Below are 14,813 nucleotides of genomic sequence, written 5' to 3'. Positions count from 1 at the left end.
GGCTGGACGCGCGGCTCACGCTGCTGCATCGATCAGCCCGCCGGCATTGGCGAGCTGGGTCAGATGATGTTCGGTCGAACCGAACTGGATATCGATCACGCTCAGGCGTCTCAGGTAGTGGCCGATCTTGCACTCTTCGGTCATGCCGATGCCGCCGTGAAGTTGCACGCCTTGCTGACCGACGAAACGGCCCGAGCGTCCGATCTGCACTTTCGCCGCGGACATACTGCGATCGCGTTCGGCCGCATCCGGCTCCTCGCTCATCATGGTCGCGAACAGCGCCATGCTGCGAGCCTGCTCCACCATGACGAGCATGTCGACCGCGCGATGCTGGAGCGCCTGAAACGATCCGATAGGCACGCCAAACTGCTTGCGGACCTTCAGATACTCGACCGTTTCTTCGTGCGCGGCGGCCATTGCGCCCACGGCTTCCGCGCTCACCGCCGCGATGGCGTGCGCAACGACCGTTTCGATCAGCGGCAACGCGGCGCCCGCCGCGCCCAGCACGTCGCTATCCGCAACGCGCACGCCAGAAAATTCGATGTCTGCCGCACGCAACCGGTCTTGCGTCGGATACGAGTGGCGCGTCACTCCCGCCGCGTCGCCCCTGACCACGAACAGACCGATGCCGTCGCGCGCGCGTCTGCCGCCCGAGACGCGCGCCGACACCACCAGAAGATCGGCGCTGCCGCCGTGCAGCACCACGCGCTTGGCGCCGTCGAGCACCCAGCCGTCGGCGTCGCGCCGTGCGGTGGTCGCAACGTCCGCAAGGTCGTAGCGCGACTGCGCCTCGCTGTGGGCGAACGCCATCTGCAGCTCACCCTGCGCAATCTGCGGCAGAATCGCCGCACGTTGCGCCGCGTCGCCGCCGAGGCGCACGAAGCCGCCGCCCAGCACGACCGTCGCAAGATACGGTTCGACTGCGAGCCCACGGCCCAACGCCTCCATCACGATCATCGTTTCGACCGGGCCGCAGTTGCTACCGCCGTATTCCTCGTCGAACGAAAGGCCCAGCAGACCCATGTCGGCGTAACGCGCCCAGAGTTCCCGGCTGAAACCGTCAGGCTCAGCGAGATACTTCGCGCGCTGCTCGAAGCCGTACTCGTCCTTGACGAGCCGCTCGACGCTGTCCTTGAGCATGCGTTGCTCATCGGTGAAATCAAAGTCCATATCTGATGCTTCTCCGCAGTTCGCCGGTCGCTCAAAGTCCGAGTACGGACTTGGCGAGAATGTTCTTCTGAATCTCGTTGGAGCCGCCCACGATCGAGACGTGGCGCGCGAAGTAGTGATTCGGCGCGATCGTGAGCCCCCATTCGGGTTCCCGAACCGGATCGCCAAGCCCGCGCAGGAAGTCGAGATCGAGCGGCAAGGCGTCCGGACCGGCGACCTCGAGGAGCAATTCAGCCGCGAGTTGCTGCAGCTCCGAACCCTTGATCTTCAGGATCGAAGTTTTCGGGTCGGGCACGTGGCTGTCCTGCGCGCTGCTTTCGGCGATCACGCGCATCTGCGTCATTTCCAGGGCCTTCAGCTCCACCTCGACGGCCGCGACACGTTCGCGAAAACGCGGGTCGTCCCACAGCACGCCGTCGCCGCAGGGCACGCGCTTCGCGAGCTCCTTCGCATGACGCACGCGCATCTTCGAAACGCCCACGCGCGCGATGCCACTGCGCTCGTTGCCAAGCAGATATTTCGCGTAATCCCAGCCCTTGTTTTCCTCGCCGATCCGGTTCGCAACCGGCACGCGCACGTTGTCGAAGAACACCTCGTTGGTTTCATGGTGGCCGTCGATCGTGATGATCGGGCGCACGGTCAGGCCCGGTGTCTTCATGTCGATCAGCAGATACGTGATGCCCTGCTGCTTCTTGCCGCTCGAATCCGTGCGCACGAGACAGAACATCCAGTCGGCGTGATGCGCGGTCGAAGTCCACAGCTTCTGCCCGTTGATCACGTAGTGGTCGCCGTCGCGGACCGCCTGGGTTCGCAGCGCGGCCAGGTCCGAACCGGCGCCGGGCTCGGAAAACCCCTGGCAGAACCAGTATTCGAGGCTCGCGATGCGAGGAAGGAAATGGCGCTTCTGCTCTTCGCTGCCGAACGCGATCAAAACCGGACCGATCATGTTCACGTTGAACGACAGCGTCTCGGGCGCCGGCGCCATGTGCAGCTCTTCCTTGAAGATGTACTGCTGCACCGCGCTCCAGCCCGTCCCGCCCCACGCCTTGTCCCACGCGGGAGTCGCCCAGCCGCGCTCGTACAGAATGCGCTGCCAGCGGCGCAGGTCGGCCGCCGAATAACGCTGCCCCAAGGTCGCCTTGCGTCGAATGTCGGCGGGCAGCGCTTCCTTGAAGAAGGCTCTCACCTCATTGCGGAACGCCAGCTCTTTGTCGGTATATCGCAGATCCATGAGTGTCTCGTTTCGTCTTGATGGGTCGCCTGACGGTGCGGATCAGGCCAGCGTTCCCGCTTCTTTCAGCTCGCCGATGCGGCCCGGATCGAGCCATGCGGCCAGCGCGGCCTCGACCGTGGACGCGTCGGGGGCCTCGGGCGGCGTCGGCTTCGCGGGCACGGTGGCGGAAAAGCGTGGCGCCGGCGCGGGCTGCACGATGCCGTCGACTTCGATGAACGTGCCGCGCGCCTTCAGATGCGCATGCTCGGGCGCCTCGGTCCACGACAGCACGGGAGCAAAGCACGCGTCCGTATGCTCGAGCAGAGTCGACCACTGCTCGCGCGTGCGGCTCTTGAACTTGAGCGCGAACAGCGCGCGTGCCGCGGGCCAGTTGCTCGCGTCGAGCTGCGTTCCCAGCGTTTGCGGATCGATGTCGAGCAGGCGAAGCAATTCGACATAGAACTTGTCCTCGATAGGGCCGACCGTGATCCACTTACCATCCGCGCATTCATACACGTCGTAGAAGTGCGATCCCGAGTCAGTGACATTCGTCCCGCGGCCGTCACGCCAGATGCCGGCGGCCTGCATGCCGAAGAACGTGGTGGCGAGGTTCGCCGTGCCATCGACGATTGCGGCATCCACGACCTGCCCGGCGCCGCCGTTGCGCGCATGCAGAATCGCCGAGAGCAGTCCCATTGCCAGGTACAGCGACCCGCCCGCATAGTCGCCGATCAGATTCAGCGGTATCGACGGTGGCTGGTCGCAGCGGCCAATTGCGTTGAGTACGCCGGTGATCGCGATGTAGTTCAGGTCGTGCCCGGCGTACCGCGCGAGCGGACCTTCCTGGCCCCACCCGGTGATGCGTCCGTAAGCGAGCTTCGGATTACGTTCGAGGCAGACCTGCGGGCCCAGCCCGAGTCGTTCGGTCACGCCCGGCCGGAAACCTTCTATCAGTGCGTCGGCGCGCTCCACCAGACCGAGCACGAGCTCGACGGCCTGCGGGTCCTTCAGGTCGAGAGCAATCGTCTTTCGGTTGCGCAGCAACAGGTTGTAGCGCAGCGGACGCTCGATACCGAGCTTGACCGGCTGGCGGCGCTCGATGCGCAACACCGTGGCACCCAGATCGGCGAGCAGCATCGCCGCCATGGGCCCCGGCCCGATGCCCGCCAGCTCGACGATTCGAACTCCTGCAAGCGGCCCCATCGTTCACCCCTTGCGAGCGTGGGCGCGCATCGCGTCCCATTGCTCGTCGGTCCAGTCCTGCATGGCGCGAAAGGTCGGACCGCCCACACCCTGCATCCAGCGGCCGCCGTCGATCACGATCATGTCGCCGGTGATGTAGCCGGAGCCATCCGACGCCAGATAAGCGTATAGATCGGCAAGTTCCGTGTGATCGCCGAAGCGCCGCAGTGGCACCGAGCGCTCCTGCGGTTCGACCTGCGAGCCGGGCGGGTACAACTGCTCCCATGCACCCGGCGTCGGGAAGAGTCCGGGCGCCACCGCGTTCAGGCGAATGCCTTTCGGGCCCCACTCGACCGCGAGGCTGCGGGTCATCGCCAGAACACCCGCCTTCGCCGCGGCGGACGGCACGGTAAAGGCCGAGCCCGTCATCGTGGGCGTCGATACCGTGCTGATCACGTTGCCCGGGTGACCCGCGTCGATCCAGCGCTTGCCCGCCGCGATCGTGCAATAGAAGCTGCCGTGCAGCACGATGTCGAGCACCGCATCCACTGCCCGCGCCGACAGGCTTTCCGTGCGCGCGATGAAGTTGGCCGCCGCGTTGTTCAGCAACACGTCGAGCGGACCGTCCCGCCAGATCGTGTCCATCATCGACTCGACGGACTCCGCGCTGCGCACGTCCGCCTGCACCGTCGTGACACGGGCGCGCGGCACCGCGCCGCGAAACTCGTCGGCCGTCGCGTCCAGCACTTCCTTGCGGCGACCACAGATGACGAGTTCGGCGCCCAGTTCGAGGTAGCGTCGGCCGATACTCTTGCCAAGGCCAGTGCCGCCTCCGGTGATGAGAATTCGTTTGTTCTTCAGCAGGTCGGGCGTAAACATATGCGTTGAACTTCCAGTAGAGACAGCAACGGAGAATGGCAGCGTCAGGCGCCCGTGAAAACCGGCTTGCGTTTTTCCATGAAGGCCTTTACCGCCTCCGTGTGGTCGCTCGTTTGACGGGTCAGCGGATTGAGGTCGGTTTCGAGGCGGCATGCGTCTTCGATCGAATTGCCCGCGTTGACGAGGCTCGCCTTCAGGAGCGCGAGCGTCACTGGCGGATAGCTCGCGAAGCGCGCCGCGGTCTCGATCGCCGCATCGAGCACGCCGCCGCTTGCGGCAACCTCGCTGACGAGGCCGAGGCGGCGCGCCTCGGCTGCGTCGATCACATTGCCCCGGAGCATCAGCTCACGCGCCTTGCCGCCGCCGATCTTTTGCGGCAGCGTCCACAGAATGCCGGTATCGGGCAACAGTCCAACCTTGCTAAAGGCACAAGAATATTTCGCTGTATCGGCGCTTACCACGACATCGCATGCGGCAGCCAGTGACACCCCCGCCCCGTAGCACGTGCCCTCTACCGCCGCAACGACGGGTTTCGTGCCCGTATAGATCAGCTTGAAAAGACGCACGCCCACTGCGATGCGCTCACGAAGCGCCAGCAGCGGTGGCGTGGCCGCGTGCATTTCGGACAGGTCGCCGCCCGCGCAAAAATGGCCGCCCGCGCCCGTCAGCACGATCGCGCGGGTATCCGGGTCGTCGTGCATCAGCCGCTGGAACACCTCGGTCAGCGCGAGACGCATCTTCATGGAGAACGCGTTGCGGCGCTCGGGATAGTTCATCGTGACGACGGTCACGTCGCCTTCGCGGCGTAGCTGCACGATCTCGTCCGCAGCCTTTTCTTTCTGCTCGATAGTCATCGCATTGCTCCCCGCGCTCACTCGCCCGTGAAGACCGGTGTGGTCTTTTCCATAAACGCCTTGCAGGCAGCCTGATGGTCTTTCGACTGACGCAGAATGGGCTGAAAGTCGATCTCGGCTCTCAGCGCGCCTTCCATGGTCGTCGCGACGTTGGTCAGCGCGTCCTTCAGCAGCGCCACGCCGAGCGGCGGCAGCTCGGCGAGGCCGCGCGCCACTTCGATTGCCTTCGCGCGCGCAGTACCCGGCTCGACGACTTCGTTCGCAAGGTGAATCTTTTTGGCCTTGTCTCCGCCGATCTCGGTGGCGAGCGAGAGCATCTCGCGCGCGCGCGCCATGCCGATGCGTTTCGGCAGAGTCCACAGAATGCCGGTATCCGGTATCAGACCTACGCGCAGAAACGCCGCGCAAAACCGCGCAGTCGAAGCCGCGACGACGTAGTCGGTCGCCACCGCGAGCGACAGACCGGCGCCGAACGCCACGCCTTCCACCGCCGCCACGACCGGCTTCGGTCCAGCCTGCATTTCCCGCACCACGACGCACGACTCCGCCAGGATCTCGCGGCTTTGCAGGATCGTGCGCTTCGTCATCTCGGAGATGTCCGCGCCCGCGCAAAAGTGCTCGCCCGCGCCCGTGAGGACGATTGCGCGCGAATCCGCATCGTCGACCATCAGCCGATGCATGGTGTCGCGCAGCAACTGGCGCATCTGGCGTCCCATCGCGTTGCGGCGCCTGGGATTGTTCAGCGTCACGATCGCGACGGGTCCCTCGCGGGTCACCTCGATCAGCGACGTCACTTCGCTTTCTGCCGTTTGTTTTTCGCTCATATCGCCTTCCCTCAGTCGGCCACGAATACCGGCTTGCGCTTTTCCATGAAGGCGCTTACCGCCTCCTGGTGTTCGCGGCTGCGGCGCAGGATGGGCTGCAGGTTGACTTCGGCTTCGATCGCATCGTCGAGCGTGCGGATGCCGGTCGCGAACGCGGCCTTCAGGTGCGCGGTGGCCACCGACGGCAGTTCCGCGTACTGTTGCGCCACCTTCAATGCGGCGTTCAGCGCCTCGCCGGGCTCTACGACCTGATTCGCAAAACCGGTCTCGCCTGCTTCGACGCCATCGAACTCGCGCGCGCTCAGCATCAGTTCGCGTGCAAGACCGCCGCCCACGCGCTGCGACAGCGACCAATACAGCCCGGTGTCGGGCAGCAGCCCCACCTTGACGAACGCGCTCGCGTATCGCGCGGCCGACGACGTGACGACGTAGTCGCAAGCGGCGGCGAGCGAGAGCCCGGCGCCGAACGCAAACCCTTCGACGGCGGCGACAACCGCTTTCGGTCCTTCGACCATCAGCCTGAAAATATCGAGCGGCAGTTCATTGCGCTGGCGGTATTCGAGTACCTTGCGCGCCTGCATCTCCGAGATGTCTCCGCCTGCGCAAAACGTATTGCCTGCGCCGGTCAATACGATCGCACGGCAAGTTTCCTCGTGATGCATCAGGCGATAAAGCTGCGCGTACAAGGTCTCACGCATTTTCAGCGAAAACGCGTTGCGCCGTTGCGGATAGTTCAATGTGACGATCGCGATCGCACCGTCTTGCCGGACCTGTACGATCTCTGCTGCATCGTTGCTGGTCTCTTCGCTCATCTGTCCGTCTCCTGTCGATCAAAGTTGGCGCTGTAGCACTTACTCTGATCCCATGCAAAGCTGTTGACAGTGACCCTGGCGGGCGGCGTGTCTTACAGCGTTTCCTGCGTTCCGAGAATCACCGTGGCCTGGCTCGACAGCACACCGCCGTTGCCGTGCGCGATCGCCAGCTTCGCGCCGGGGATCTGGCGCTCGCCGGCGCGGCCCGTCAATTGCCGCATCGATTCTTCCATCAAAAAGAGCCCATACATGCCGGGGTGAACGCAGGACAGACCGCCGCCGTTGGTGTTCACCGCGAGCCGGCCGCCCGGCGCGATGCCGCCGTCCGCGACGAAGTGGCCGCCTTCGCCTTTAGCGCAAAAGCCAAGGTCTTCGAGAAACAGAATGGTGTTGATCGTGAAGGCGTCGTAGAGCATTGCGACGTCGATATCGCCTGCTTTCACGCCCGCCATTTCGTACGCCCGTCGGCCTGATTCCGCTGCGGCGGTCACCGTGAGGTCCGGCATGTTCGCGATTTCGCGGTGCGAGGTGGCCGAAGCCGCACCGAGCAGATACACCGGTTTGTCCGTCAGATCGCGCGCCCGATCGGCGCGCACCATGACGACCGCCGCCGCGCCATCGGTCACGAGACAGCAATCACGCACGGAAAGCGGGTCTGACACGAGGCGTGCGCCCATCACATCTTCGATCGACAACGGCGTACGCATGTACGCTTCGGGATTGAGCTGCGCCCACTTGCGCGCGGCTACGGCCACTTCGGCGAGATGCTCGCGCTTCGTGCCGTACTGATGCATATGCCGTGCCGCCGCAAGCGCATAGGACGAAACCGGATTCATCGGCTTGTACGGGCTCTCCCACGGCGAGGGGCGCGACGATTGCACCAGCTTGCCCGCCGCGCTGCGCTGATTGCTTCCATATGCGATCAACGCAACGTCGATCTGTCCCGTACACAACGCCATGGCCGCGGTGTGCGCGTATATTTCGAACGCCGAGCCGCCGCTTCGATTGTTGTCGGTGAACCTCGGGTTAATACCGAGGTATTCGGCAAACGTGAGGCCCGAGAGCATGTCGTCCGGCGTACACACGAAAAGCCCGTCGACATCGCCAGGCGTGAGCCCTACCTGAGCCAGCGCGTCAACGGAGGCACGCGCAGCAAGATCCAGCGACGACAAGCCAGGTGCTTCCCCAATGCCATAGGTGGCGCCTGCCACCAGTGCGGTACGCCCGCGCAAGTTGAATTCCATCGATCTACCTTTCATCGGTGCGACCGGCTCTTGACGGCCGGTTGCGGTTAGCGGGCGTCAGGCTGGTTCGAACACAAGCAGTGCCGCATCTCCCCGGTACACGATCTTCGCCTGCACGGGCATACCAATGCGCACGGCCTCTGACTCGATGCCCTCTACACAGCTGAGCATGCGCACACCTTCTTCCAGATCGATCACGGCGACGTTGTAGCTTGGCGTGGGCGATTTCTGGCGCACCACGGTGGTGGAATAAACCGTGCCATTCCCGCAGGCTTCGACCCACTCGAGGTCGCGCATCCCGGTAACCGGCTCAGCTACGCGCGGGTAGAACACATAGCGACCGCTGCTGCGGCTACGCTGGATCATCAAGCGGCCCTCGGCCAGAAACTTCTGATAATCGACTTCAGGACAAAGAGAGTCCATTCCCCGCTCCTCCAAATCGTTTTGCCACGGGCTCGCGCCGAATCGAGCCGCTCTGTCGGGTCAAAATGGAACACATAACCGAACACTGTTCCAAATCTTAAACGCATTGGAAGAATGCTGTCAACGCCGGGAAACCCCTGCCACGCCCCGTCGCGCAAGGCTGCCACTACATCCCGACCAAATTCCTGGCGCACCTCGGAGAAACCCGCGGCCGCAGGTTTCAGCGCTTGACGACCCGCAAGCGATTCGTTTAATTTATCGAACATTGTTCAAGTACGTGAAGAGACCGGACGTGATTCGGAAGAGGTCGGCGGGGGCGACGTGCCCCTCTCCGGTGACGAATCCGGGGCCGCCCCAGAAAAACCGCTAGCAAGAGAGCTCGAAGTGACATACGAACTAACAGACGACCAGGTTCAGATCCGCGACCTCATCCGCCGCGTCGCAAGGGAGCGCGTGGCGACACGCGCCGACGAGATCGACCGTACGGCCGAGTATCCACACGATATGTACGCTCTGCTCAAGGAACTGGGCCTCTTCACGCTGCCGTTTCCCGAAGCGTATGGCGGCGCCGGCAGTTTGATGTCGGCCTGTATCGCCGTCGAGGAATTCGGGCGGGTTTGCTACAACACGGGCTATCTGCTGGTCGTGCAATGGACGCCGTTCGGAGCGATTCTCGAAGGCGGCACCGAAGAACAGAAGGCTCGTCTTCTGCCTGGACTCGCCTCCGGTGACTTGCGCGGTGCGCTGTCGATTACCGAAGCGCAAAGCGGCTCCGACGTCTCGGGCATTCGCACCACGGCACGCCGCAAGAACGGCGGATATGTGCTCAACGGCTCGAAGATCTGGTGCACGAATTCGCATATCGCCGACTTCATTCTGGTCGCCGCCAAGACGCTCGATGAAGAAGGACAGCCGCTCGGCATCAATCTATTCATCGTCGATCGCAACACGCCGGGTCTGACGATCGGCAACGAAGAAGACAAGATGGGCGCGCGCGGCGTCCCGTCGTGCCCTCTCTATTTCGACGACGCTTTCATCCGCACGGAAGATCGTCTCGGGCCCGAAGGCGGCCAGGGGTTCAAGGTGGCAATGGAGGCGCTCAACACCAGCCGCCCCATCGTGGCCGCGCGCGCGGTAGGCATCGCGCAGGGCGCGATCGATCACACCGTCAAATTCATTCAGGACCGCGTTGCATTCGGTCAGAGCATCAGCAACTTTCAGGGCGTGCGCTGGATGATCGCTGACATGGTCACCCAGACCGAGGCTGCGCGCCAGCTCGTCTATCGCACGGCGTCGCTCGTCGACGCGGGCGTCAGAGGCCGTGAACTCGCCCCAATGGCGGCGATGGCGAAGATGTTCGCATCGGATGTCGCGATGAAGGTCGCGACCGACGCCGTACAGCTTTTCGGCGCCGCGGGCATCTCCAACGAGTACCCGATCAATCGATATTTCCGCGACGCGAAGGTGGTGCAGATCATCGAGGGCACCAACCAGATTCAGCGCAACATCGTCGCGGACAACGTGCTCGGCCGCATCAAGAAGAACTGACGACGACAGCTGATCTAACAATCGAGCGACAACAACAGAGGACAGGCAATGGTAGAAATCGAAACGGTTGGTCTGGGGATTCACTGGGAGGATCTGCCCGTTGGACGCAAGTTCAAGACCGTAGGCCGGACGGTCACGGAAACGGATGTCGTGAATTTTGTCTCGGTGACCGGCATGCTGGAAGTCCTGTTCACCAACACCGAGTTCTTGCGCGAGCAATCCGCCATCAAGGGCCGTGTCGCGCCGGGAGCGCTGGTGTTTACGCTCATGGAAGGGCTGCTCACGCAGGCCACCATGCAGGGCGTCGGCTTTGCGTTCCTGAACATGGAGCTCGACATCAAAGGCCCGACCTACGTGGGCGACACGATCCATGTCGAATGCGAAGTGATCGAATGCCGGCCTAGCAAAGGGCGCCCCGGCCTCGGGCTCGTGCGCACCCGCAACCGCGTGGTCAAGCAGGACGGCACGGAAGTGATGGTGTACACGCCGCTCAGGCTCGTTAAGGGCAAGGAGTACAAGGCCTGAGCATGGAAAATCCACAACAACCTCTCGAACAGGCGACCGGCCCGCTAGCCGGTGTCCGCGTGATCGATCTGACCATCAACGTGCTCGGTCCGGTCGCCACGCAGTTGCTCGGCGACATGGGCGCGGACGTCATCAAGATCGAACCGCCCGAAGGCGACCAGAACCGCAAGAACGGTCCCGGCCGCAATCCCGACATGGCCGTGTTCTATACGATCATGAACCGCAACAAGCGGAGTGTGATCCTGAATCTCAAGCTGGCCGAATGCCGCGAAGCGCTGCTCAAGCTCGTCGAGACCGCCGACGTGATCGTGCACAGCATGCGCCCGAGCGCGGCTGAGCGCCTCGGCATCGACTATGAGACGGTGCGGGCGCGCAATCCGCGCATCGTCTATGCGTCGGGCGCGGGCTATCGAATCGACGGTCCCTACAAGGACCGCCCCGCTTTCGACGACGTGATCCAGGGCGAGAGCGGCATCGCCTCGATGAACCGCGACACGGACGGCTCGCCGCGCTACTTCCCCACCGTGATCGTCGACAAGTTCTGCGGCTACGTGCTGGCGTCGTCGATCGGCATGGCGCTCTATCACCGCGAGCGGACCGGTGTCGGCCAACTCGTGCATGTGCCGATGTTCGAGACGATGCTGCAATTCAATCTGTTCGAGCATCTTTGGGAAGGTGCACTGGGCTCCAATGACGGAACCGGTCTCGGCTACCCGCGCATGTTCTCGCCGCACCGCCGGCCCTACGCGACAAAAGACGGGCATATCTGCCTGCTCGCCGTGAACAACGAGCAATGGCGCCGCGTGCTGTGCGCAATCGATGCCGCGCATCTGCTCGACGACCCGCGCTTCTGTCACATGACCGAGCGCATGCGCAACATCAACGAGCTGTACCGCATCGTCGGCGACGCGATCCGCAACAAGACGACCGCGGAATGGAACGCGATCTTCGCCTCCGCCGACGTGCCGCACGGCCCGGTACGCGACCTGAAAGACCTGATGCACGACGCGTACATCAAGGAGACCGGCTTCTTCCAGCGTTTCGAGCACCCAACCGAAGGCGACATGGTAATGACCTCGATACCGGTGCACTTCTCCGAGTCGCCCGGCAACGTTCGCTATCTGCCGCCGAATCTCGGCGAGCACAGCATCCAGGTTCTGATCGAAGCGGGTTACAGCGAAGACGAAGCCAGCGCGCTAGTCGCCCGGGCCACGGGCAAAGCCGACGAAGTTTCCGAAGCGCTGAGCAAGGATTAACTGGCGCGAAAGCGCCTCGCATATCAGGGAGGGAATCAATGAAGGGGCTCAAGGAGAAGGTCGTCATCGTCACCGGCGCCGCAGGCGGAATCGGAACGGCCATCAGCAAGCGATTCGGCGAGGAAGGCTCGACCGTCGCGCTGTTCGATCTGAACGAAGAGGGCGCGGCGCGTGTTGCGGCGGAGATCGAAGCAGCGGGCGGCAAGGCGCGCGCGTACCGCGTCGACATCACGGATCACGAAGGCGTGCATGCCGCGGTGGCGAGAGTCGAGGAAGAACTGGGACCGATCGAGGTTCTCGTGAACAACGCCGGCTGGGACATGGGCGCATTTTTCCTGCAAACCGAGAAGCCGTTCTGGGATAAGGTAGTTGCGATCAACCTGTACGGACCGCTGAACATGCACCATGCCGTGCTGCGACGGATGTCCGAGCGCGGCCGCGGCCGTGTCGTCAATATCTCGTCGGATGCGGGGCGCGTGGGCTCCTCGATGGAAGCGGTGTACTCGTTCTGCAAGGGCGGCCTGATCGCATTCACGAAGACGATGGCGCGCGAAATGGCTCGCCAGATGATTCCCGTCAACGTGGTTTGCCCAGGTCCCACCGCGACCCCTCTTCTCGACAACCTCGCGCAAGGCGAGAAAGGCGAGCGCATCAAGGCGGCCCTCGTGAAGGCCGTACCGTTCGGCCGCATGGGCGACCCGAGCGACATCCCGGGCGTGGTTGCCTTCCTCGCGAGTGACGACGCCGCCTTCATCAGTGGCCAGGTCATCAGCGTGTCTGGCGGTTTGACGATGGCCGGCTAAAAGGCACTGCTGCCGCAAACAACCAACAACATTGGACTACGACATGGAATTCAAGGACATCAGCTATCAGGAGGCGGATGGGATCGCGACGATCACCATCAATCGCCCGAAGGTCTACAACGCATTCAGCGCCAACACCGTCGAAGAGCTCATCAAGGCTTTCGGCCTCGCGGGATGGAACAAGGATATCGGCGTCGTCGTGCTCACGGGTGCCGGCGACAAGGCATTCTGCACGGGCGGCGACCAGTCCGGCGACGGCTACAACGGGCGCGGCACCGTCGGTCTGCCGATCGAGGAACTGCAAAGCATCATCCGCGATATTCCGAAGCCCGTGATTGCCCGGGTGAACGGCTACGCAATCGGCGGCGGCAACGTGCTCGTGACGATCTGCGATCTCGCCATCGCTTCCGAGACCGCGGTATTCGGCCAGGTCGGCCCGAAGGTCGGGTCGGTCGATCCCGGTTTCGGTACTGCCTACCTCGCGCGCATCGTCGGCGAGAAGCGCGCGCGGGAAATCTGGTATCTGTGCCGCAAATACAGCGCGAAACAGGCGCTCGACTGGGGTCTCATCAATGCCGTCGTGCCGCCCGACCAGCTCGACGCCGAAACGAAGAAGATGTGTGACGAGATTCTGCAGATGAGTCCCACCGCTATTGCGCTGGCGAAGCGTTCGTTCAATATCGACACCGAGAATATCCGCGGTATCGGCGCATTCGCAATGCAGGCGCTCGCGATGTACTACGACACGGACGAATCAAAGGAAGGCGGCAATGCGTTCCGCGAAAAGCGTAAGCCGGAGTTTCGAAAGTACGTGAAGTAAGCGAAGAAGAAGCGTGGGCGACGGGCGTGCGAGCCGCCGCCCGTTCACCTGGCTCGAGTAGTGAGGGCCACGCTGGCCGCTTCAACGATCGCCGATCTCGATCCATCGTCCGCTGCGGCCGGACTCGATCACCGCCTCCACTACCCGGTGCGCGTGGGCAGCCTCTTCGAAGCTCGGCGATGGTGTGCGCTCGTGCTTGATCGCTTCGAGCATGTCGTGAAACATCCAGCCCATCGACACCATGTACGACGGAGCATTCTGTTTCGAGAACCCCGTTCCCGGCACGGCGAAATAGTGCTCCGGGGTTTCGAGCCATTCGCCCGCGGCCGTGCCGAATTCGAGCGGCTCCGGCTTGCCCGCATAGAGACGCGATGAAATGCCATCGCCGAACGTGGGATCGACGTAGAGCAGGCGTCCTTTCGTTCCCCACAATTCGGCACGAATGCCGGGGCCGTCGGCGACTGCCCAGCTTGTCTGGATCGTGCCCAACGCGCCGTTTTCCATGCGCAACACGCCGCAGCCGAGATCGGCGGTGTCTGGCGCGTACGTGCTACCGTCCGGCAAACACCATTGCTTGATGCCCGTCGTGTCCGACCCGGTCGCCGCCTTCACCCGGCCGAGCAATGGCATCAGAAACAGGACCATGTGGCTGCCGAAATTGCGCCATGCGCTGCCGCCGCTTGTGGATTCGGCTAACCACTTGTACGGCGACACGCCGCCGCCAGGATAGGAGGCATGGGGATAAATGAAACCATCGTGGTTACGCAATGGCTGAAGAAGCTGAAAATTGAAACCGAGTGGCTCGCCAAGGAAGCCCTCTGAAACAAGCTTCAGCATGTGCATCGCCGCGGGCACCCAGCGGAACTGCGCGTCGACCACACCGACCAGCCCTTTTTTCGCGGCCAGTTCGCTCTGCGCGAGCGCATGTTCCGTATCGACCGCGAACGGCAGCGCGTCATAGACGTGCTTGCCCGCGTTGAGCGCGGCCATCACCATGTCATAGCGATACGAAGGCCGGCTGCCGACATCGATGATGTCGAGAGTGGGATCGGCGACGAGATCCGCGACGTCCCAGTAGGCGCGCGGCACGCCGAAGGCTTTCGCCGCTGCTTCGGCGGTCTCGCGGTGCGCGGTGCAGACTGCCGCCACCTCCACATCCGGCAATAGCCGCCAGGCGCTGCCATGCACTTTCAGGCTCCAGTTGGCGCCGATGATGCCGATTCTGCGTGTCACGATCGTTTCTCCATGTCTCGTTGCTCC

The 14,813-nt window shown here is 63.4% G+C and carries 15 protein-coding genes; 5 read left to right on the top strand and 10 right to left on the bottom strand.

The annotated features are described in order from the left end of the window. Nucleotides 1-15: 15 nt before the first annotated feature. The 9 genes from AB3X86_RS18100 to AB3X86_RS18060 all read right to left on the bottom strand — a co-directional run bounded on the left by AB3X86_RS18100 (nucleotide 16) and on the right by AB3X86_RS18060 (nucleotide 8,601). Nucleotides 16-1,170: an acyl-CoA dehydrogenase family protein gene (locus AB3X86_RS18100; RefSeq protein WP_368597040.1), complete on the bottom strand. Its 1,155-nt coding sequence runs from the start codon at nucleotides 1,168-1,170 to the stop codon at nucleotides 16-18. A gap of 31 nt (nucleotides 1,171-1,201) precedes the next feature. After that, nucleotides 1,202-2,401, bottom strand: a complete 1,200-nt coding sequence (locus AB3X86_RS18095; protein ID WP_368597039.1) for an acyl-CoA dehydrogenase family protein — start codon at nucleotides 2,399-2,401, stop codon at nucleotides 1,202-1,204. 42 nt (nucleotides 2,402-2,443) lie between these two features. Next, nucleotides 2,444-3,586: a CaiB/BaiF CoA transferase family protein gene (locus AB3X86_RS18090; protein ID WP_368597038.1), complete on the bottom strand. Its 1,143-nt coding sequence runs from the start codon at nucleotides 3,584-3,586 to the stop codon at nucleotides 2,444-2,446. A 3-nt stretch (nucleotides 3,587-3,589) separates the two neighbouring features. Beyond that, on the bottom strand, nucleotides 3,590-4,444 hold the full coding sequence (locus AB3X86_RS18085; RefSeq protein WP_368597037.1) for an SDR family oxidoreductase: 855 nt from the start codon (nucleotides 4,442-4,444) through the stop codon (nucleotides 3,590-3,592). Between the two features lie 44 nt (nucleotides 4,445-4,488). Further along, nucleotides 4,489-5,298, bottom strand: a complete 810-nt coding sequence (locus AB3X86_RS18080) for an enoyl-CoA hydratase/isomerase family protein (protein WP_368597036.1) — start codon at nucleotides 5,296-5,298, stop codon at nucleotides 4,489-4,491. Between the two features lie 17 nt (nucleotides 5,299-5,315). Beyond that, nucleotides 5,316-6,122, bottom strand: coding sequence for an enoyl-CoA hydratase/isomerase family protein (locus AB3X86_RS18075; protein ID WP_368597035.1), 807 nt, complete (start codon nucleotides 6,120-6,122; stop codon nucleotides 5,316-5,318). 11 nt (nucleotides 6,123-6,133) lie between these two features. After that, on the bottom strand, nucleotides 6,134-6,934 hold the full coding sequence (locus AB3X86_RS18070; RefSeq protein WP_368597034.1) for an enoyl-CoA hydratase/isomerase family protein: 801 nt from the start codon (nucleotides 6,932-6,934) through the stop codon (nucleotides 6,134-6,136). Nucleotides 6,935-7,026: 92 nt separating this feature from the next. Further along, nucleotides 7,027-8,178, bottom strand: a complete 1,152-nt coding sequence (locus AB3X86_RS18065) for a thiolase (protein WP_176134834.1) — start codon at nucleotides 8,176-8,178, stop codon at nucleotides 7,027-7,029. 57 nt (nucleotides 8,179-8,235) lie between these two features. Next, nucleotides 8,236-8,601 (bottom strand): Zn-ribbon domain-containing OB-fold protein, encoded by a 366-nt coding sequence (locus AB3X86_RS18060; protein ID WP_368597033.1) that lies wholly within the window; start codon nucleotides 8,599-8,601, stop codon nucleotides 8,236-8,238. A gap of 384 nt (nucleotides 8,602-8,985) precedes the next feature. On the opposite strand from AB3X86_RS18060, the gene AB3X86_RS18055 reads away from it, so the two are divergent. Genes AB3X86_RS18055 through AB3X86_RS18035 form a run of 5 tightly spaced genes read left to right on the top strand, consistent with a single transcriptional unit; the run spans nucleotide 8,986 to nucleotide 13,553 of the window. Beyond that, nucleotides 8,986-10,149: an acyl-CoA dehydrogenase family protein gene (locus AB3X86_RS18055; protein ID WP_368597032.1), complete on the top strand. Its 1,164-nt coding sequence runs from the start codon at nucleotides 8,986-8,988 to the stop codon at nucleotides 10,147-10,149. 48 nt (nucleotides 10,150-10,197) lie between these two features. Continuing rightward, a complete protein-coding gene (locus AB3X86_RS18050) occupies nucleotides 10,198-10,674 on the top strand; it encodes a MaoC/PaaZ C-terminal domain-containing protein (RefSeq protein ID WP_176111382.1) in 477 nt (158 codons plus the stop codon). Nucleotides 10,675-10,676: 2 nt separating this feature from the next. Then, the gene (locus AB3X86_RS18045) at nucleotides 10,677-11,930 is read left to right on the top strand and encodes a CaiB/BaiF CoA-transferase family protein (protein ID WP_176122723.1); all 1,254 of its coding nucleotides are present in this window, start codon (nucleotides 10,677-10,679) and stop codon (nucleotides 11,928-11,930) included. A gap of 38 nt (nucleotides 11,931-11,968) precedes the next feature. After that, nucleotides 11,969-12,733, top strand: a complete 765-nt coding sequence (locus tag AB3X86_RS18040) for a glucose 1-dehydrogenase (protein ID WP_176111384.1) — start codon at nucleotides 11,969-11,971, stop codon at nucleotides 12,731-12,733. Nucleotides 12,734-12,776: 43 nt separating this feature from the next. Further along, nucleotides 12,777-13,553 (top strand): enoyl-CoA hydratase-related protein, encoded by a 777-nt coding sequence (locus AB3X86_RS18035; RefSeq protein ID WP_368597031.1) that lies wholly within the window; start codon nucleotides 12,777-12,779, stop codon nucleotides 13,551-13,553. 81 nt (nucleotides 13,554-13,634) lie between these two features. Here AB3X86_RS18035 and AB3X86_RS18030 read toward each other — a convergent pair whose 3' ends face one another. After that, entirely contained in the window at nucleotides 13,635-14,786 is a 1,152-nt protein-coding gene (locus tag AB3X86_RS18030; RefSeq protein ID WP_368597030.1) for a Gfo/Idh/MocA family protein, read from the bottom strand. Nucleotides 14,787-14,813: the final 27 nt, after the last annotated feature.

This window comes from Paraburkholderia sp. BR14374, assembly GCF_040948685.1.
GTDB classification, from domain to species: Bacteria; Pseudomonadota; Gammaproteobacteria; order Burkholderiales; family Burkholderiaceae; genus Paraburkholderia; species Paraburkholderia youngii.
This window is presented reverse-complemented; position numbering and strand designations above follow the sequence as displayed.